22 protein-coding genes and 1 pseudogene are annotated in these 20139 nt (G+C 41.5%); 7 read left to right on the top strand and 16 right to left on the bottom strand.

Translation table 11 applies throughout. From position 1 onward, the window contains the following. Window positions 1-64: 64 nt before the first annotated feature. Window positions 65-634 carry a YcxB family protein gene (locus ACQY73_RS02085; RefSeq protein WP_428660771.1) on the bottom strand — a complete coding sequence of 190 codons (570 nt, stop codon included), beginning with the start codon at window positions 632-634 and terminating at the stop codon, window positions 65-67. Window positions 635-794: 160 nt separating this feature from the next. Here ACQY73_RS02085 and ACQY73_RS02080 point away from each other — a divergent pair, with 160 nt between their 5' ends. The 6 genes and pseudogenes from ACQY73_RS02080 to ACQY73_RS02055 form a co-directional block, all read left to right on the top strand. Continuing rightward, window positions 795-1673 carry a phosphodiester glycosidase family protein gene (locus ACQY73_RS02080; RefSeq protein WP_428660768.1) on the top strand — a complete coding sequence of 293 codons (879 nt, stop codon included), beginning with the start codon at window positions 795-797 and terminating at the stop codon, window positions 1671-1673. A 444-nt stretch (window positions 1674-2117) separates the two neighbouring features. Next, the gene (locus ACQY73_RS02075; RefSeq protein WP_428660765.1) at window positions 2118-2696 is read left to right on the top strand and encodes a Crp/Fnr family transcriptional regulator; all 579 of its coding nucleotides are present in this window, start codon (window positions 2118-2120) and stop codon (window positions 2694-2696) included. An 85-nt stretch (window positions 2697-2781) separates the two neighbouring features. Then, window positions 2782-3399: a hypothetical protein gene (locus tag ACQY73_RS02070; RefSeq protein ID WP_428660763.1), complete on the top strand. Its 618-nt coding sequence runs from the start codon at window positions 2782-2784 to the stop codon at window positions 3397-3399. Between the two features lie 258 nt (window positions 3400-3657). Next, window positions 3658-4284, top strand: coding sequence for a hypothetical protein (locus tag ACQY73_RS02065; RefSeq protein ID WP_428660761.1), 627 nt, complete (start codon window positions 3658-3660; stop codon window positions 4282-4284). A gap of 798 nt (window positions 4285-5082) precedes the next feature. Continuing rightward, the gene (locus tag ACQY73_RS02060; RefSeq protein WP_428660758.1) at window positions 5083-5550 is read left to right on the top strand and encodes a hypothetical protein; all 468 of its coding nucleotides are present in this window, start codon (window positions 5083-5085) and stop codon (window positions 5548-5550) included. 468 nt (window positions 5551-6018) lie between these two features. Beyond that, a pseudogene (locus ACQY73_RS02055) lies at window positions 6019-6165 on the top strand (hypothetical protein); the annotation flags it as partial. 111 nt (window positions 6166-6276) lie between these two features. On the opposite strand, the gene ACQY73_RS02050 reads toward ACQY73_RS02055, so the two are convergent. Further along, window positions 6277-6795 carry a DUF6265 family protein gene (locus ACQY73_RS02050; protein ID WP_428660756.1) on the bottom strand — a complete coding sequence of 173 codons (519 nt, stop codon included), beginning with the start codon at window positions 6793-6795 and terminating at the stop codon, window positions 6277-6279. 218 nt (window positions 6796-7013) lie between these two features. On the opposite strand from ACQY73_RS02050, the gene ACQY73_RS02045 reads away from it, so the two are divergent. Next, the gene (locus tag ACQY73_RS02045) at window positions 7014-7805 is read left to right on the top strand and encodes a hypothetical protein (protein WP_428660754.1); all 792 of its coding nucleotides are present in this window, start codon (window positions 7014-7016) and stop codon (window positions 7803-7805) included. A 6-nt stretch (window positions 7806-7811) separates the two neighbouring features. Here the strand turns inward: ACQY73_RS02045 and ACQY73_RS02040 are convergent, their stop codons facing one another. The 14 genes from ACQY73_RS02040 to ACQY73_RS01975 all read right to left on the bottom strand — a co-directional run bounded on the left by ACQY73_RS02040 (window position 7812) and on the right by ACQY73_RS01975 (window position 20012). Then, window positions 7812-8738 (bottom strand): DUF2279 domain-containing protein, encoded by a 927-nt coding sequence (locus ACQY73_RS02040; RefSeq protein ID WP_428660751.1) that lies wholly within the window; start codon window positions 8736-8738, stop codon window positions 7812-7814. 65 nt (window positions 8739-8803) lie between these two features. Then, window positions 8804-9607 carry a hypothetical protein gene (locus ACQY73_RS02035; protein ID WP_428660748.1) on the bottom strand — a complete coding sequence of 268 codons (804 nt, stop codon included), beginning with the start codon at window positions 9605-9607 and terminating at the stop codon, window positions 8804-8806. 86 nt (window positions 9608-9693) lie between these two features. Further along, complete coding sequence (locus tag ACQY73_RS02030; protein WP_428660746.1) at window positions 9694-10320, bottom strand: hypothetical protein; 627 nt, start codon at window positions 10318-10320, stop codon at window positions 9694-9696. A gap of 25 nt (window positions 10321-10345) precedes the next feature. Beyond that, the gene (locus ACQY73_RS02025) at window positions 10346-11200 is read right to left on the bottom strand and encodes an LGFP repeat-containing protein (protein ID WP_428660744.1); all 855 of its coding nucleotides are present in this window, start codon (window positions 11198-11200) and stop codon (window positions 10346-10348) included. Window positions 11201-11255: 55 nt separating this feature from the next. Continuing rightward, window positions 11256-11993, bottom strand: a complete 738-nt coding sequence (locus ACQY73_RS02020) for a hypothetical protein (RefSeq protein ID WP_428660742.1) — start codon at window positions 11991-11993, stop codon at window positions 11256-11258. A gap of 123 nt (window positions 11994-12116) precedes the next feature. Continuing rightward, complete coding sequence (locus ACQY73_RS02015) at window positions 12117-13640, bottom strand: hypothetical protein (RefSeq protein ID WP_428660739.1); 1524 nt, start codon at window positions 13638-13640, stop codon at window positions 12117-12119. A 56-nt stretch (window positions 13641-13696) separates the two neighbouring features. After that, complete coding sequence (locus ACQY73_RS02010; protein ID WP_428660737.1) at window positions 13697-14503, bottom strand: hypothetical protein; 807 nt, start codon at window positions 14501-14503, stop codon at window positions 13697-13699. A gap of 20 nt (window positions 14504-14523) precedes the next feature. Then, on the bottom strand, window positions 14524-14847 hold the full coding sequence (locus ACQY73_RS02005) for a LytTR family transcriptional regulator DNA-binding domain-containing protein (protein WP_428660734.1): 324 nt from the start codon (window positions 14845-14847) through the stop codon (window positions 14524-14526). 178 nt (window positions 14848-15025) lie between these two features. Further along, window positions 15026-16471 carry a PQQ-binding-like beta-propeller repeat protein gene (locus tag ACQY73_RS02000; RefSeq protein WP_428660731.1) on the bottom strand — a complete coding sequence of 482 codons (1446 nt, stop codon included), beginning with the start codon at window positions 16469-16471 and terminating at the stop codon, window positions 15026-15028. Window positions 16472-16508: 37 nt separating this feature from the next. After that, window positions 16509-16835, bottom strand: coding sequence for a LytTR family transcriptional regulator DNA-binding domain-containing protein (locus ACQY73_RS01995; protein WP_428660728.1), 327 nt, complete (start codon window positions 16833-16835; stop codon window positions 16509-16511). A gap of 139 nt (window positions 16836-16974) precedes the next feature. Next, window positions 16975-17688 (bottom strand): LytR/AlgR family response regulator transcription factor, encoded by a 714-nt coding sequence (locus tag ACQY73_RS01990; RefSeq protein ID WP_428660725.1) that lies wholly within the window; start codon window positions 17686-17688, stop codon window positions 16975-16977. Further along, the gene (locus tag ACQY73_RS01985; RefSeq protein ID WP_428660722.1) at window positions 17685-18791 is read right to left on the bottom strand and encodes a sensor histidine kinase; all 1107 of its coding nucleotides are present in this window, start codon (window positions 18789-18791) and stop codon (window positions 17685-17687) included. The genes ACQY73_RS01990 and ACQY73_RS01985 overlap by 4 nt, the downstream gene beginning before the upstream one ends. Before the next feature lie 23 nt (window positions 18792-18814). Then, window positions 18815-19462, bottom strand: a complete 648-nt coding sequence (locus ACQY73_RS01980; RefSeq protein ID WP_428660719.1) for a hypothetical protein — start codon at window positions 19460-19462, stop codon at window positions 18815-18817. A gap of 52 nt (window positions 19463-19514) precedes the next feature. Further along, window positions 19515-20012 carry a hypothetical protein gene (locus tag ACQY73_RS01975; RefSeq protein ID WP_428660717.1) on the bottom strand — a complete coding sequence of 166 codons (498 nt, stop codon included), beginning with the start codon at window positions 20010-20012 and terminating at the stop codon, window positions 19515-19517. Window positions 20013-20139 lie beyond the last annotated feature (127 nt).

The following is a 20139-nucleotide window of genomic DNA, read 5'->3' as shown; positions in this document are numbered from 1 at the left end:
CCGAGGCATAAAAAAAGCGGCTGCGTTTCCACAGCCACTTAAACAGTATTCGTTGAAAAAGCGCTTATTTGGCGACTTCTTTCGGTTCCGCAAGCAAGTTCTTCTGCTTCAAGATTCGCTCAAAAAGACGCATATCATGTTCAGAGTTGAATACAGAATGCGGAAAATGCAGGAACTGTCCGCGGGCCATGATCAACACATAAGCATCTTTGGTTCGGTAAGCATTTTTAATTTGCTCCCATTGCATTATACCGCCTTCTTTCGGATTGGTTTTTACCAAGATCTGGCGACTGTCGATTTCATATAAGTATTTATCAAACAGCTGTTTATATTGTTCTAACTGCGTGACACCCGTGAATTGTACCCACCAAAACCCTACGTACAGCAGTGCGCCCAAGATGATGACAATGTATGCCCAAATGTTTGGATAAACCCCCGTAATCCCCAAGATCGCATTCACTAAAAGTAATCCTAAAGGTACAAGCGTCCACATTTTTTGCTGCTCCCACAATTGACCCATTGCAATGTTGACGTACTGTTTTTTATCTAACGCAAATTTTTTGGTCTTCACCGCCAAAGGTGAAGTCGGCATTTGATAGACAGGCTGGTGTTTGTTTACCGGAACTTTTGCCATTGATGTTTTTTGTTAACTGTTATTTTAATTGTGATCGCCGTTACGACGTAAGGTCGCTCTTGCGGTTATTTATGATTTATATTTTCGAACTTTGCGCCGTTGCAGTTTTGTAACTGCAAATTGATTTTACGTAAATCAGCCCACAAAATTAGAAAATAAAATGAAACCGATTGTCTTTTTATTACTGCTAACTTTCACGACCGGTCACGCACAAACATCCGTAGATTCGGTGGCCATTCATCAGGCAAAATGGGAAATTCAGGAGATTGCGAAAGGAATACAATGGAGAAAAACGCACTTCCAACAAAAAGAGCTTTTTAACGCCAACCAAAGTATCAATATTCTGGAAATACCCGTCAAGAACAGGCGTCATCGTTGGGCCGTTATTACAGCCGACTCTTTAGAAAAAAAAGATAAAGCCAAAGGGCAACTGCGCCCGACAAGCACCTTAGCCAAAGAACATAACGCACTCGTTGCCATCAATGGCGGATTTTTTGACGTTAAGAACGGCGGTTCGGTCGATTTTATCAAAGTCAACGGTAAGATCGTTGATACCACGCGTATAAAAAAAGGCCAAAAAGCTGCTTTCCACGGACAGGCTGCCATTGTGGTGCATCGAAATCGCTTACACATTCTCAAAGGGCAACCCACCGTGGGTTGGGAATATACACTTCCTTACCGTGATGTAATGCTTGCAGGGCCTTTATTAATGCTCAACGGAACCGACGAAGTTCTTCCCAAAAATGCCTTCAACGACAATCGTCACCCCCGCAGTTGCGCCTGCGTGACCAACACTAAAAAAGTATTGCTCATTACGGTCGATGGTCGCTCTGCCGAATCGTACGGGATGAATCTGGCGGAATTGACCTTTTTAGCGCGTCAGCTCGGATGTCGCGATGCCCTCAACCTCGATGGTGGCGGCTCCACTACCTTGTGGATTGACGGAAAAGGCGTCGTAAATTATCCCAGCGACAACAAAAAATTTGACCACGAAGGCGAGCGGGCGGTGAGTAATGCGTTGGTGCTGAAGCGGAAGTGAGTGATATTACTCGGCCTTGTGAACTCCCACGATCCACCATGTAAAAAGAATAAAAGTAATGCCCCCTTGATAGACCATCTTTTCACTACCCTCCTACCACTTGATAACATTTTCAGATTTTTCTTGCAAAAAATAATTCGGCATATTTGCAACATTATTGCCCTGCGATATCATGCAACATTATTATATTTAACTGATTATCAAAGCATAATAATATAATAACCTTTCCTCTAATAACACGTTGGGTGAAGAGTCCAAGTAATTGCTTGTATGCCGGCGGCTCGGCGACAGGTGGGACAGGTTGTTACTGACAAGTCAAACGCCCCGGTTGGACAACTTGACAAAAACGGATTCAGTTGCGTTTTGAGCTTCGCGCTTCGGCGTAAAACTGCATAGGGCGTTATTAGCAGCAAGTGTAACAGACGACAGTAACTACATAAAACAATGGAAGATTTATTATTTGACTTTATATCAAAATACATTTCTCTGACAGCAGATGAGAAGAACGCGATCGTTTCTTTGGACATATTTCGCTCGATAAAGAAAGGGACGACTTTACTCAAAGAAGGGCAAAAATCCAATGAAAGCTATTTTGTTTTAAAAGGCTGCATTCGAACATATTACATCATAGACGGAGAAGAAAAAACAACCGCTTTCTACACAGAAATGGACGCCTTAACACCTCATTGTGTTATAAGTAAAGCTCCTTCTCAATATTTCATCAGTTGTATTGAAGACAGTATTATTTTAATTTCAAATTCTGATATGGAAGTAGAAGTAAACAGCAAATTTCCAAAGTTTGAAATAATGTGCAGAATCTTGTCAGAAGAATTGTTAGCCAAAGAACGAATAGACTTTGACGAGTTTAAGACTTCTTCTCCCGAACAACGATACTTAAACTTAATACAAAAACGACCGGACCTTATTCAGCGTGTTCCACAACACCAATTAGCGAGTTATTTGGGTATAAAACCTCAATCTTTAAGCAGACTTCGAGCAAGAATTCTTGAAAAAAAGAGCTAAAACGCATTTCTTAACTTAAGTGAACGAGTTATAGTATCTCGCCAACCTACTTTTGCATCATCGTTTAACATCAATTAAAACAGCTATGCAAAAGAAAATTTTATGGTTTGGACTTGCCTTAATGTTGGCAAGCACTCTTCAAGTTAAAGCACAAAATGCCAAACAAGACCGCACCTATAAAAAGTGGTTTGTTGGTAGCACCTTGTATTTGTTGGGCAATTTTGTTGAAAAGCACAAGCCTGAGTATATACAAATAAATGTTGGATATAAGATAACCCCAAAAGACGTTGTTCATTTTAGATTTAAAAGATCCGTTTACGACTGGCCTTTAGGTACGCCTTGGGGAAAAATATTTGATGGAACAGAAGATACCTATCCGGGACATGCCCGCATACTTGCACCTACATTAGGATACCAACGGTTTTGGTGGAAAGGAGTCTATACATCCGTTTATGCATTGAATGCTTTTGAAAAATACATGGATGAGAATAATAAAAAGATTGGAAATGGATACACTTTATATCTGGACTTCTATTTAGGTTACCGGTTTACGTTTTTTAAAGACCGCTTCTTTTTTGAACCGGCTATTGGAATTAGTTATTGGCCTGTAAGAACTAATGTACCGGAATCATTTAAAGCAGTAGAACAAAAATGGCCTAACCACTTTATTCAACCCGGGCTTGATTTTGGATTTAAGTTTTAACACTACAATGATTCAATGAAAGCCGTTATTTGCAACTAATTTGGGCCTCCTGAAGTTTTGCAACTTCAGGAGGTTTCTAAATTAATACCCAAAGACAGTCAAGTTCTTAGCAAGTTTTTTAGGTATAAAGTTCAAGCAGACTTCGAGCAGGAATTCTTGAAAAAAAGAGCTAAAATGCATTTCTTAACTTAAGTGAACGAGTTATAGTATCTCGCCAACCTACTTTTGCAGTATCGTTTAATTTCAATTAAAACAGCTATGCAAAAGAAAATTTTATGGATTGGACTTGCCTTAGTGTTGGCAAGCAGTTTACCGGTGAATGCACAATATGACAAACAAAGCAGTACTTACAAACGGTGGTTTGTTGGCAGCACTGTATTCTTATTGGGCAATTTGGCCGGTACAAATCCCCCCAACTTCGCTCAACTCAATGTAGGCTATCGTATTACAGGAAAAGATGTAATTACAGTAGAACCAAAAACCTGGAAATATGCCTGGCCAAATGGTATTCACCCATTTTTTAACAAATCATACGGAAAGCCGGAAGAAAAATTTCCGGGGTATGTTCGTGAGTTTGGGGTATCAGTGGCTTACCAACGATTTTTGTGGAAAGGTTTATATGCCGAACTTAATGTAATGCCTACCTGGCAAATTTTTGTGAATGATGGCGGCAAAAAAATGGGCAATGGATTTCAGATTTTCAATACGTACCGCGTTGGTTATCACATCAAACTTTTTAAGGACAGATTTTTTATTCAACCGTCCATTGCCATTACCCACCGTCCTTATCACACAAAAATGCCTGATGGATTTAAACAGTTAGACGATAAATGGCCGAAATTTATCTTCGGAGAACCGGGATTTCATTTTGGGTTTAATTTTTAATCACTTGGAAGTGGACTGACAAAACTGACTTTAACAAACAATAAAGACAGATAGAACACCCGCCACCAACAAGGATTTGGCAACATTGGGGCAGATGTGCAAAATTCAACATTAGTAGTTCTGAAGAACATTTGTGCTAAATCCAAGCCGGCGTATTTCAAATGCCCCAACTTCGCCAAACCCTAAACCGTTAACGGTAACACTCTGACAAACAGACCATTAAAAGTTCAAAGTCAAAAAATTACTACCGCAAAACGGAAAGTGGTGGAAATAAATAAGTTAATTTTCTGTGGATAGACGGAAGAGGAGTCATAAATTATCCCGGCGACAACAAAAAATTTGACCACGAAAGCGAGCGGGCAGTGAGTAACGCGTTGGTGGTGAAGCGGAGGTGAGCGGCAGGCTATTTTTGTTACTTTTTCTATTTGTTTCGTCTAAAGGTCAAAAAGACCGTTTTCATGTTGCCATTTGTATAGTACTTTACTTTTAATGGTATATTCCGGTACATGCAATCGTACGAATTTATGCGATTCAACTGCTGATCTTTTCAAAAAAGGTAATTGGGATAGCCCGCGATGTTAAATTTCTTAACCACTTTTTCTTATGTTCAGAATAGCGTTTTACTCCCATTGAATAAAAAGGCATAAATTTATTTGCGAATATAAGTACAAGTTAACATTCTTATACATTTAATAATATAGTTTGCTTTAAGTGTAACAATTCTCTAAAACCACCTAGAAATCAATCCATTGCAGTGAAGTGGTTTTTTGTTCAATAACACGTTGAAAAATTTAAAAAATGAATAATATAATTTCTAAACTTGAGAAGTTTAACCTTACAACTGTATTCCTGACTGTTCTAATTTTACAAACAATTACTTCTTGGGGTTTTCATACAATTCTAAAATCATATTTTGGCATTAGCATTAAAAGTATGGGATTTGGTTTTTCAAATGGACTGGAATACTACATCACTATTTATCTTATTCCTACTTTCACAATTCTTTCAATAAACATAATTGGTATCAAAATTTTACAATATTTCAAAGTATCAGAATTGATATTTTTATTTTTAGTACCTTTAATTTTTGCGTTGATTTCTCTTACTGAAGGCTGGCATTTTGCGGTTTATGATTACATAATTGCCCTGCTTTACTGCATAGTTTTTCTTAAAGTTTTTAACAGATTAACTGTTACAATTCTTATTATTTCTATATTAGTTATTTGTTTCAAATTGTCCAATAATTATTTTCAAAGTGCCATTTAGTGGACAATTATACCATTTTTTAAGTACTTGTGACAGGTTGATAGCGAAGTTTTGCTGGGCCAACTTCGCAAAAACTTCTCCCCACCGTTGTTCGGGGTGTTCTGAAAGACAACCCCGAACCAACGATACACAGAGTGTTTGCAACACGGTAAGCACCAAACTATCTACCCAACAACCTTCCAAAATCATTGGGTCCGGTTTTGAAAAACGATTGCGCCAGTATAGTTTTACTACATAAAGCAGCCCAACCAAACGTGTGTTTAGTTAAAAAACTAAGATTTGACCAATCAGACAACCAAAATGTGGCGTGACTAAATCTTACAATTTTTCCCGGAACCCTTTTCCTCATCATCTTCTCTCAATCAGCAATGGAGAGGTTATGAGGAAAAGGGCGGTGGCGTCCGATGCTTGGAAACTATTTTCCGGATTCAAATATAGAGTTTTACAGTTTATAGGTTTGAATATAAGGTTCTTAACGTTTCAAAATCCCATTTAACCAAAGACCCATTTCAATCTGAACTGATTGAAACCCTGAACAACTTAGGTAATGTTGACTGGGAAATTATTTCTGTAGAAGGCATTAATGAAACCTCTCTTTTTTCAAATAGAGAGTGAAACAACTGATCTCCTGCTTTTTTTCAAGCGTAGAAGTCCTTAGAATGGGAGAAGGGTATCAGGACGAACAAAGCCGCCCGAGTGTCCTTCACAGTTCTCCCCCTCAATCCCTTACTTCACCCGATTAAAAACGAACAGATCAGCAAATACCCATTTTTCGCCTTCTTTTTTTCCACGTTGAATGACGAGTTGGTTTTCGCTGCGCTTTTCGTAAATGATCCGAATGGAGCCATCCTGTTTTTCAAACAATGCCTGATTCTTTTTGGCTTCGATAAAGCTGTAACGGTCTGAAATTTCTTTTTCTTCTACCGCAATGAGGCCGGGTTTGAAGTGTTTTACCAATACAATGGGCCCGTTGGCGGTTTGTTCAAAGATCAGCATTTCATACATCGTTACTTTCTCGTCTTTCATCATTCGCATAAAACCCGTGAGATTGTCCCCCGCAGGAGCTGCCCAAAAGGCCTCAATGGGACCGCCGTTGAAGGTGCCCAGCCAATGTCCCTGCATAAAAGCGACATCTGCCAGAGAAGCGGTCTTGGTTTGACTATGACCAACAGTTCCGATAAACAGTAAAATGGCAAAGAAAAAAGAGACAGGTTGGACAAAACGGAAGCGTGTAGAAAGATTCATTGCAACAAGACAATTTTTAAGTGTTAATTTGAATCTATAAGGCTGCCAAGCCTGAAAATTACTTTTACCTTTACAACGATGGAGGATTTGAGAACTGAAAAATTTCAAACTGAAAAATAATAAACCGAAAAAGTTTGAGTTGAAACGGTTTTTGAGAACTGAAAAATAATAAACCGAAAAGACTAATTTTCTTTAAACGACATTTCTTCTGATTTTCTATGTATAAGGTCATTTACTGTTTTTTCTTCATTTCTATACTTTCAATTTCAGCCCGAGGGCAGCAAGCCAAAGAACTGAAACGTTTTCAGCTGAAAGAAGTAAAGCAAGGTGTAGCGGTTGATGCCACACATTTTTACGTTATTAACAACACCTCCATCACCAAACATACCAAAACGGACGGCAAGCAAACAGCAGTCTGGAAAGATACGACAGGGATATTTAAACACCTCAACAGCGGAATCATGATTGGCAACAAACTCTACTGCGCTAATTCCAATTATCCCGATAAGCCAATGGCCAGTTCCATCGAAGTGTTTGACGCCGCAACGCTTAAACACCTTGACACGCATAGCTTTGGATTGTTTCCCGGCTCGGCTACGTGGGTCGACTTTTACCAAGGCCATTGGTGGGTGGCGTTCGCTAATTATTCCGACAAAAATTCGGACGGTGGGCGTGATAACCGCTGGACAACTTTTGTGAAATTTACGGCGCAATGGCAACAGGTAGAAGCTTGGGCGTTTCCACCACAGCTTTTAGAGGCTTTTGCCCCCAAAAGTACTTCCGGCGGCTCATGGGGAAAAGATGGATTGCTCTACTGCACAGGCCACGACAAACCCGAATTGTACGTTCTTCGATTGCCCGAACGCGGAGCAACCTTACAATACGTCAAAACCATTCCAACGACAAGTGAAGGACAAGGTTTTGCCATCGACAAAAGCGACAAAAATGCTTTTATTCTTTATGGCATCACGCGCAATGATAATTATGTGGTGGTGGCAAAGGTTGAGTAAAACGCCCTAATAGTAGATTCCATACACCCGAAATCCATTTTTAGTGTTGATCTCGATGGCCGGAAAAGGAAGTTTTATCATGAACATACTTTGGAAAATCTGATTCAAAAATTTATTTCGGGTCTTGATCTTTGTCCAGTCAATGTCTAATGAAAACAGAAATTGGCGATAGCGTTGGGTAGGTGGAATCACGACACTACCCCAACGCTTAATGTTTTCAAATTCGCCAAACATGCCGTTGGCTCCATAACCCACTGCTACATTGAGCCAATCGGGAATCCGTTCTGAACGAATGATGCGATTGAGGCCGATACTGAACCAATACGTATGGGCATTGTAGTCCTGCAAGATCTGTCCGGCGAAAGTGGTGCCTAAATACCCATTGGCCTGCTTGGAATAAGGCGAACGGCGAAAGCTGAACTTGTATTTCATGGGCTGACCGTCAAATAACAACTCCTGCCCTATCACCATTCCGCTTCCTACAGCGTTGGCGGCCATATCGCTCCATGAAAAGCCCCACCCTTCATAGAAACCGTCCACGATCTCAATCGGCGATTGCAACAAAAAACCCAACGTACCACCGTACAACAACGCTTTCTTCTTAGATGCTCCCGACCAACGCATGGCCCGATACCCGATATAGCTTTCCAGGTATGAACCATACGCATGACCGAATTTATCCACTTGCAGGTATCCTTTGGCGTCGTTGTAAAACTCAAAAGGCACCCGTTTTTCGTCTTTGTACCAAATAAAATTCAGGTATGACATCGTTCCGGCATACAGCGCTGCTTCCGTCGCCACCACTGCCGCAAAGCGGCCTTTGTGGAAAGTTGGTGCAGGTGGAGTGGCAATGGTGGAGAGCGAATCCTTCTGCGCAAAACTCAGCCGGTAAGCCACTGTTAATATCCAAATGATATGGAAGACCTTTTTCACGAACCTTTTGGTTTTTCTTTAAAATAAAGACATTCTTATGGATATCCAATATAATTTCCTGATGCTTATGTGGCCATGATTGCAACACTTCCACCCGGTGGAATAAAACCTATGGTTGCGTCATTAACAAAAGCATAAGCATATAAATGATCAGAGACACATTTAAAATAATCATTTAATTTTTGTGAAACTATCGTTGAAGCACCCGGTAAAACAGGAGTTATAGGAAGAGCTAACAGGGCTATTTCAAGATGGAAAGTTTTTATAGATGGAAAATCACCAATGAGTAAAATATTGATTGATGTTTGGACCAAAAAACCCGCACCTATACTTATTAACAGTATCTGTCCATTTTCTAAACGGCTACTATCTAAATTAAAGGTATCTTGATTATATCCATGAATTAAAGCAATAGCACTCTGGGAAGTTTGCGTATAACCATCTTTAGAAGACCCGCCCGTTAGTATCTTTGCCAATATTTCCTTTTTCAGTACACGTTCTAAAAGCCACTTAACGGCATCATTGCCTTTTGTGAGAATGGCATTACCGGAAAAACCCACAGTAAGGCCGACAATATCTCTTGATACTTTTTTGGGAGTACCCCAAAATTTAGTCTTACTGAATGAGCTTAGATAAGTATAAACACTATCGTAAAACTCCTTATTATTTACAGGCATTTTTTTTTGCTTTTGCTGCTCAATATAAACATCTGATAAACATCTGCTTTCTTCCATTTTTTCTAACGAGAAAATAAGTGGAACAAAAGGCAAATCAATTTTTCCCTTAGAGATTCCTAAATTAACGGCAATTGTAGTGAGATTGGTCAGACTGTTGCCGGATTCAAATGCTAAAATGACTGGAGAATTCATATAAATAAATTATTGAATATGAAAAAGAGGCCTAATTTCCAAAGAGTATTACATTATGAGCCTACAACACATCCTTTGATAAAGCACTACTTCTTAAAGAAAACCACCCCATACACTTGCCCCTTGTCACTGTACGTGGCTTGATGAAAGGTGGGAAAAGCACCAACCCAGCCCATTTGACCGGCATATCTTGCAACAGACCTTACCCACCCGGCCGTTCCGGCTTCGTTTTGATTAATTTTCTCCATATTGCTTTCCTTTACATCTCGAAATGTAACCGAACCTGCCTTGAACAGCATTGTGCCGCACACCATACCACTCCCATGGTTGGCATGATGAAAGGTAGGAATGCCTGCTGCGTAACCGTGGTTGCCCGCCCATGTCATGGATTGGCGGACTCGCTCCTGAAAATTGTTAAGATCTACATTTCCCAATTCTGACTGGGGAATGTCTTTGAATTCAACGTATCTCTTTGGAATCAGAATTGTTCCATAGACGATCTGTCCGTTTTTTTCACCGTTTTCAAACGTAGGAACGCCTGCTCCAAAACCGTAGCGGTTTGCGTAGGCCATGCTCTCACGCATTCGACCCTGTAAATCGTTGATATCCACACCGTTGAGTTCATTAACCGGCACATCTCGCCAGACGGTTTCTTGGGCGATGGCTGAAAGGCAGCTCAGGAAAAGCGCTGAGATAAAAAGAAGGATTTTCATATTAAAGGATTTAATAGGTTTTTAATTAATAGCAGGGAATATTTGAGACATTTGTGGCTTTGGCTCCGTTCTGATAAACGGTTTCATTAAGTTTGTTAAAATAAGCGCCGCAAGTAGGACCTGTTTTGACAGATCCTCCCTGAAAATCAACCGATTGTAAGTTATCTACCTTCCCCGCATCACAACTCGTTATGGGAAATTTCAACCAACCTCTTTCCCAATCCTGTGCTACCCACATTTTATATGCCTTGCCCCATACTGCTTGTGTTTTTATGGTGGGAGTGTTCCATATTCCCCCATTTTTAAAAGTGACAAATGTTCCTTTGTCTGTGCCTTGCGCGGGAGTCGGTAATACTCCTGAAGTAGGTAAGCCCAAAGGGCCGTCCCAACGGTTTACTTCTTTATATTTCTTATAAATATCGCCATAGATCAGGTTCTGACAAGTGATGATTCCTTCACTTCCATCAGTTGTCAAAATATCATTGTACGCACAACCGCCGGTAGCTGTACCTTTAGGGTCAGAGACCACCAAGGCAAATTTATCTTGTTCTGCATTGTCGTAGGCTACCATTTCTTCCGTATCCATCGCATATGCTCCTTTACCTTCAAAATAATAAATAGCGGTTTTACGGCCACCAAAGGCATAGTACTGTACGTAGCCTTTTCCCGCCGCTGTTTTAATAATGCCTGTACCTTGGAATGGTGCATGGCCATCTTTGTCCCAACCGAGTGCTTTGTATTTAGCTTCAATGGCGGTTTTATATTCGTCAACAGCAGGCGCCGGGTCTTTTGATTTCTTTTTGAAGCAAGAAGACAATTGCAGTAGACTTATCATTGACAGACAGGCCAATAAGAGACGGAAATTGAAAATAGTTTTCATGGTTTTGTGCGTAAATAATTCGCCGCCGCGGTTGTTTATGTAAGAAATTTGTTTTTCAGAAGGCATACCCTAACGATAATTTGACCGCAGGCAACAAGCCTACTTTCAATGCTTTGTCGGGATCAGAAAAAGTATCAGTGCTTGTTATAAACCCGTAAGCAGGTCCGGCCGCCACATCAAACACAAAGTGTCCGGACAAGAACTGGTAACCCGCCAACGCCCGCAGATTGAGTAGCAGAATGGTTGTTTTTTCAATCACTCCCGTTTCTTTGATCGGCACAAAATTGCCCATGGCACCCAACGATACATACAGCCCTTTGGGTGAGTAACTTTTGCCCAAATACTGCCGATAATCTATACCGGCGCGATAACCGCCTTTCAGTATGCCGTAGGCGTAGTAACCGCCCGTCAATACCACCGACGACTGGGGTGCAACTCTTTTTTCCAACTCTACATCAATTCCGCCCACAACGAGCCGCATAAAATTGAGTTTTAATACCGTTCCCACCTCCGGACGCTGCTCTACGGGAGCCACCACTACCGTGCGGCTATCTTGGTATTTATCATAAGCCTGTTGCGAGGGTGCAGGAGTCGGGGTAGTTGTTGCCGCTTGGGGCTTAGTTTTCAAGGACTCGTAGGTGGATTGAGTCGTAGTTTTCGGAGCGTTTGCAGGCGCTTTTTTGGGAGTAGTAGTTGCCGGGATTCCCTTTTTTTGTTGGGAAAAAGCCAAGGTGCTTGCACCTAAAATCAGTGCATAAACGACTAATGATCGGAAGTTATAAACTTTTTTCATGGTTTTTGGGCAGCAGAGGCCATAAGCCATTGCTACATTTTGGTTAAAATGTTGGAATGATCGGTTGTGTTTGTAATCAAAAATCAAATAGTAAAAATCGGTTTTCAGGGAAATACACCTCCCCTAGCGGTTCAAAGATTTCGCTTCATGCAAACGCTCAATACTCTGCGCTTTATCTTTTCCAAATACTTCGGGATGGAGGTATTTGCCCTTTTCTTTTCCCTGTTTTTCAACCTCTACCACTACGCGATTGGCTTCGGCGTAAGCATCTCTTCGGATACCGGTCACTTGCCAACTGACTTTGACATTGGGTTTGTCTGTTTTGATCCTGAACTGATTATTATTAATTTCTTCGGAAACAATGGCCTGCGCAAATTGCCCGATGCCGGTGAGTTGATAGCGAAAATCTTTGTTCAGACTCTCAAAGTAGGCGGGTAACGGTACCGCAACTTCACCGTTGACATCGGTAGTAACGACGCCATCGTAGATATTTTTCATGTCGGGGCTTTCGACGAAGCTATGGTACAGAAATTTATTTTCGGGGTCTTGCGGATGGTCTATTTTGAACGTGCCGCTGCCTTTGGTTAGATTTCCGGTGACTGACACATTGCCGCTAAAATAACCGGCATAACGAATGTTGGGGCCTAAATTTGCATCTGAGGTAGCATAAATACCAAACTGATTCAACGAACTGCCGGTAGCTATAAAATACCCTCCATAACTGTTCAATCCATTTCCGGCACCGGGATCGCTCACAATATTGGACCGGGCATATATACCATAAGAATTGTTCCAGGTAGAACCATCAACATCAAATCGGGCTCCATACCGATAGGAGGCCGCACCGGTCCCTTTTACATTGGATTGTAAACCATAAACGGTTGCGCTGTTTCCGGCTACGCCTGTATAATCCAACTTAGCCCCGAAGGTACTGTTTGAACCACCGGTTGTAATATTAGTATATAAGCCAATAACTTGGGAAGAATAGATACCCGAAATATCGGTCTGAAAGCCTATCCCACTTACGGCCGGCGTTGGACCGCTGTGATCGACCACTGAAAACACGCCCGTTTTTGCACCGGTTCCTAATCCTAAAGCGCCGAAATAGCCGCCGTAAGATGCTCCCGTAGCGCCGGAGGCGTTATGATACGTGGTCGCGTAAATACCATACCCCAACGAGTTTGTACTGCCTTCTCTTCGGGAGCTGAAAATTCCTCCGTAGCTTGTGGCATTACTGCTGACATTGGAGGCGTAGCCACGCACACCAACGGAGGTAGAACCGGCCGTTTGTGCATCGGCAATGCCCTGAACGCCGTAAGAAATTGTCTTTGAGTTTGCGAAGCCGATCACGCCCGTAGCCTGCCCTGTCTCCTGCGTTGGCGACCCTATCCTGAAATCTGAAATCCCGACGATGGCGGTCGTTTTTGTACCGTTGGTGGGTGCCGCAATGGCTTTAATACCCATCCGTTCAGAAAGGGGCATATAGTCGCTATATACTGATTGGACAGGCCCCGTTCCTTCCAACAAAAGTTTGGCTTGAGTCGGTGTAGTAGTTTTTGGATCAAGCGTGATAGCGTCTTGTGCTTTTACAGTAAAAACGCCTGATATAAAGAATGTTATTAAGAAAACAGTAGATACTTTTTTCATAATTTCAGCTAATTTAGAAAGCTTTTCAAGTTTATTTATGGGTACTGAAACCGGTCTTAAAATCGCCTGATACACCTGGCTGCGCAGTAAGTGGCTTTATCTAGGGTGTTTGAAATGCCATTTGCAAAATTGACATAATACGAAAGTGTTGGGCTGCTTTCCGTTGAACTCCAATATTTTTTGCCGGTATCAAAATTTCCAATTGTATTTCTCAGGGTATACAATAGGTTTAATTCTCCCACGGAGGGAACATACCAGTCTCCGTATGAAAATTTAGTTATACTGTTTTCTCCACCCCCAAAAGCTCTGCACGCTTGGGCCGGCGCATAAAAATAACCTTCATCCTGCTTATCTAACATACGCGCAGTGTTGAACTCCCCGCCATAATAGCCAAACGCATGAGCCCCGCAGTAAGGAGTAAATGATGAGTACGAATTAGGCCAATCCCAGCAGCCTCCATTCATAATGTCGTATTTATCAACCACCAAGCCATGCTGTCCGCCCGAGGCAGGGTCAACCCAAAACACCATCCCGCCCTGCGCGGCTTGCCCTACAGTATAGGTAATGGGCGAAACGGTCTGGGTCTGAAACATGGCCACCCACGAGCCTCCATCATAACTGTACGGCCCGGCAGGAGTGCAATCAGTACAATAGACCTGCAAACCCACTTGCAGCGCAATGACGTTTCTTTGGGCAACCGTCATGCGCGGCATGGCTACTCCTCCGTTTCCGTTGGTGCTTTTAATATCCACAATGGGGAGTGTATTTGCCTTAGGATCAATGAGAACACTTTGAGCAAGCGCAATGCTAACCACACTCCAACAGGAAAGTAACAGAATGAACTGAATGGATTGTTTTTTCATTATTTTATAGATTTTAAAAGTCAAAATGAGGTGTTTTTTTGCACTTTACGCATCTCACATGCTCTGCGGCGGCTCACATCAAACTTATGCCCTGTACTTAACTGTACGTAGCGCGAATAGCCCTTTATGTGCACCGCGTGCATGTAAGCGGTATTTACAACGTGTGTTTTGCTCAGTCTCAAAAACAAAGTTTCGGGTAAAAGTGCAAGCAGAGAAGCTATATTCTTAGCCAACAATAACCGACGTCCGTTGGTAAAAACGACATTCGTGTAATTGCCGTCACCTTCGAGATACAGTATTGTTTCTGCTTCAATGGGCGTGCGAAGTGCGAGTAAATTGCACATAGTTGTATTTTTTGTCAAAAAATTATTTTCGATACTAATTCGAAACTATCCGGCAGACAAATGTTCTCTTGGCGTTATTCTGTCATGAGAGGTTTGATCGAACGCTTACGTATCTATATATACGTAACCAAGATTTCGATTTAAACCTTTCCTGCCAAGCGTGCGACTCAACTGCTTATCATTGCACCATCCCGCTGATGCCTGCATGGTATATGGTTCCGTCTTTGGCTACTACGCAGGGCGAACTCTGATCAATGGTACGGCCTGTGTCGTATTCCCATTTTTTAGCCCCCGTAGCGGCATCAAAGGCATAGAGTTTTTTGCCGATTCCGAGGTAAACCAGCGCTGTTGCCACCACCGGCCCCGAAGTAATCAGGTTACCGACGTCGGGTTTGGCTTCCCATTTTTTAGTACCGGTGGCTGCATCAAGGGCGTAAAGCGTGCCCCCGGCACCGATATAGGCAATGCCGCCGGCCACCATGGGCGACGAATAATCGGAGCCACCATCGGGGGTTTTAAACTCCCATTTCTTCACACCGGTGGTTGCCTCCACTGCATAGAGTTTGTCATTGTCTTTGTTGGTTCCAAATCCGCCCGCACCCACATACACAACACCATTGGCAACGGTGGGCGACGAATAGGTGATCAAGCCACTATCAAACTTCCATTTCGTAGCCCCTGTAGTGGCATCAAGCGCTACCAAACCATTTGATTCTGAGCCCGCAAAAACGACTCCGTTGGCAATGGCAGGTGAGGATTCGGATAACTTAACATCCGTTGCAGGGCCCCATTTTACAGCACCGGTTGTTGCATCTAAAGCATACATTCCATATTTACCGCCGGTATTTCCCCGTATAATGCCATATACAATCCCATTTGCCACCATGGGGGAAGCCTGCCAACTATAAACGCCATCACCAACAAATTCCCATTTTTTTACGCCGGTACCGGCATCAAGGGAATATAAAGCAGTCTCTCCAACGTAATACAGGGCGTCATTGACCACCATTGGCGCGGCAAAAGGCTGCAACAATTTGACCGCCGTAGGGTTCGATTCCCATTTTTTTGCGCCTGTAGCGGCATCAAGGGCATAGATTTTTTTATCCCAACTTGCAAAAAATACCATGCCATTGACCACTGTTGGGGTAGAGTTAATGCTCCCTCCCGTCTTAAATTCCCATTTTTTAGCACCGGTTAGAGCATCTATAGCGTAAAATACTCCATCCAAATTCCCAATATAAACGGTTCCATTGTTAACGATTGAAACCGTTACCGTATATACTTGCGTAGTACCGTTTTCAGCGGTGACGGTGTAAGTAACCGTTTTGCTGAAATCCTGCGCTGCACCTGTAGCCGGTGAAACAGTGGCCTTGTCAGACACCGTAATCGTCGGCACTAACTTCGTGAGGTCGGTACCGATGGGTAACTCGGCTTTTATTGTTTTAGCCGAAGCGTCAATAGTCGCATTAATGGCAGGGCTGATACCGACAAAACTAAATTCGGTAATGTCTTTGGCTGAACTCTTGGTGACAGGAGTAGGTTCTGTTTTTTTCTTTATGCATCCTGCTAAGGAAACATTCAGCAGTACAAAGAGCAACAAGAGACCGTTAGTTACTTTTTTCATTTTGAGTAGATTCTAATGGTAAGAGAAAAATTAAAATTTAGGAAAGAGAAAGGTATTTAAGGCGTTTTCTGACTTTCCTTCGTTTACGGCGTGCAATAGCTACTCTGTCGTCGTTAAAAAGAGTCATGTAAGGCTCATCGGCAGTCCAGACAATGGCTTTAACTGTTTGCAGATTCACTAAATATGATTTGTGGGTGCGGATATAAAGTTCATACTCAGCTAACATCACCTCAAAATATCTGAGGGTATGTGATACCGTCGCTTTTTCCCCATTTCTAAAAACAATTTGAGTGTAATTACGCATTCCTTCCAGGTACAGAATATCCCCGAAGGGCAAACAGCAGGGTTTTACAATCCTTTTCATAAGAGAATTCCAAATGGTTTTATGTCAGTAAAGTTGTTACAAAAACCAAATGCTCTTTAACCCAAATGTGATAATGGTAGGTAATAACCGGAATTCGGCAGGATTAAGGATAGAATCGGAAGAGGCCGCCGGAAATTAATTAACCAACTACGGCCAGTAGATCTGCTTTTCGACGGCGGGAAACTTCCAATTCCTGTCCATTTGTGAGAATTACAAGCCCTCCTTCTCCTCTAACATACTCTTGCAAATGCTGTAGGTTAATAATAGTTGATTGGTGAATTCGGAAGAAATCAAGAGGAGTCAGAATATCTTCATATTCTCCAATGGCACGACTGGTGAGCAATTTTGCTCCGGAGGTCAAATGCAGGGTAGTATAATTATTATCAGCCTCAAGCCATAAAATTTCGTTAAGCGGGACAAAAAACATCCCTTTGATTGATGGAACCGCAATTTTATTGTACCTACTGTGCAGTTTTAGACCTTTTAACTGCTTTTCTTTCAACTTTTTTGTTAATCGTTCAATAGTTTTTACCAACTCATGGCGGTCAATTGGCTTCAATAAAAAGTCAAAAGCGCTTACCTGAAACGCATTTATAGCATAGCGCTGATGCGCCGTAGTATAAATGATTTCGGTGGTTTGCAGGTTTGCTTTTTGCGCAAACGTAATTCCATCAAGACCGGGCATTTCTATGTCTAAAAAAATAACGTCAGCATCCAAGCGATGCACATCAAAAAGCGCCTCCTGCGCTACCTGGTACGTTTTAATAATTTCCATCTGAGGTAAAAAAAGTTCGATCTTTGCCGCCAAAGATTCAATACACGAAGGTTCGTCGTCGATTATGATCGCTTTCATTGCTTTATTAATGGTAGCCATATATATACTATAGTGCCGGTATGCGGAGCGCTAAGGTCTTCGATTCGGGTTTGCATTTGTGCTCCATAAAGAGCCTGATGCGCTGCTATCCGTTCAAAAGTAACATTCATACCCATGGATTTATGGTACTCCCGATATTTTTCATTAAGCTCGGTCGAAGCTTTTCTACCAATCCCATTGTCCTCGATCCGGCAATACAATGCTTCATTGCCATTGATAAGTATAACTTCTAATTTAATGCTCAATATTCCTTTACGATCTTTTAAATGACGTAACCCGTGCAAAATGGCATTTTCAACAAAAGGTTGCAGCAACAGCGGCGGAATCTGGCAATTGCTGCTGAGTAAGCGCGGCATTGCCTCGATTAGGTACGTAAATGTATCCCCAAAACGCTCACGTTCCATTTCAATATACTGACGAAGAGTAGCAAGTTCTTTGTCAATACTGATGACCGGATATTCGGAATTTTCTAAAATTTGCCTTATGAGTTTAGAAAATTTCTGTAAACAATCTGAAGCTTCAACAAATCGCTTCCTCAGAATATAGGCATCAATGGTATTGAGACTGTTAAAAATAAAATGAGGGTTCATTTGAGCCCGTAGGGCTTTAATCTCCAGTTCGTGGCGAAGCGACTGAAAATGCAGTTGGCTACGGGTATTGTATAAAAAGAAAAAGTAGAAAACCACGCCGATTACCGCCATAGCCATAAGAAATATCAGTGGAGCAAACCACCATTGTTCCCAGAAAACAGGCTCAATATAAAAGTTCAACGTTGCCGTATGCCCATTTGTACCGTTTGTTACTTTTAATGTATACTCTCCTCCCAGCAGATTTGCGTAATGGATGGAATTACTTTTACCCAAACTTATCGTATTAACAATCGATGCCTGTACTTTCAATTCGCATTGATAGTCAGCTTTTGCAGAATCTGACCTGTCAACAAATTCAATACTTACCTGACTTGGCTGAAAATTAAGCTTTATTGGTTGTTTAGTATTCAAAGTATAGTCCACCCCAAGGGCTTGGGCAGTAAATTTCCTGAAAACAATACTAGTTTGTCCATAGCCATGAGTAGCGATCATACATAACAATAGGCAGATAAATCTCATCTAATGGCTTTTTTGAACGATAATGAGTAAAGAAAAATGGCGATCAGCTTAAAAAAATACTTGAGGTTAGCCATTTCAAAATAGACCCTATAGGTTGCATCAGTGTGTAATAATTTCTCTTTGAATAAACTGAAAACAAATTCGGCAAAAAAAGCCACCAACAATCCTATACAAATATAAACATTAGGCTCCTGCAAATAGGAATCAGGGGAACTGAAAGAATATTTAAGATACAGAAATGCCAACACCAATACCATAAAATTGATCGCTGAGCCTGAAAATCCATTTACTTCACTGAATCCGCTCAACCAAAATCCATCCATAAACAGCATAGCTACCCCCGCTCCAATTATATAAGATATCCATTTTGCCGGTGAGTGACCTTCAAATAAGATTTTAAAATAATAACCGAGCAAAACAACGACATTCAGCGAATCAAAATAATTCATAAAATGATTATGAATTCCTTTAAAGGCCAACCCAATTGAAATATTGGGTAAAATAAACGCTCCTACTAAAAAGCACCAAAATACCCATAGGGCTTTGGAAAGCGAACGTCGCCGACAAAGCCCTATGAGAATCGGAATAATAAGCAATTGCGAACAACCTACTGCAAAATAGAAACTAAAAGTGGCTAAATCCATACGACAGGTCTAGGTATGCCGGTAATTACAGTGAGCATTTTAACGACTATTATTAAGCGCGCGGTACCGGCTTTTTGCAATTAGTTACATAAGGAGGACAATCTACATCCGTTGGTCTGATATTCATTGAAGTAGCCCAATATTTTTCATTCGTTCTATCAATACTCGTTGTTCCCGCTTTATCGGTTTGGGTTTCAATTCGTGAAAAAATCAACTCCGTAGCATTATCCAGGATATTCGATTTCGGGATCGTATTAATATCATCATGCGGATCATCCTGTAAAAAGCCAAAGCATATTTGAAGGGCTACACAATTATCTCCTTCCAGCATCTCCAATAATTCTCTTTTTGAGATCGCAATTCCAAATCGCTGTTGTCGCTCGTCGGGGCGTTTTCCGTTTTCATCAACTTCATGAAATTTTCGAAACAGCAGTTTCATATCATTGACAATATTGGGACCCGGCTCATATAAGGTAGGTTCATCCACTAATTGAGTCAGCATCTCTTCATCTGAAAATTGTGGTGATAAAGGAGAATTAGTAATTGACATAGTAAAATCATTAAAGAGTGAGACCAAAAATTGATACTATTTTCAGCTAATCATAGAAAAACTTATCAAACGGTAGTTATTGCAACGCAAGATTATAGAACGATACTGTAGTTTTGCAAAAAACGCT

Origin of the sequence: Runella sp., from assembly GCF_965279615.1 — a bacterium.
Taxonomy (GTDB): domain Bacteria; phylum Bacteroidota; class Bacteroidia; order Cytophagales; family Spirosomataceae; genus Runella.
This window is presented reverse-complemented; position numbering and strand designations above follow the sequence as displayed.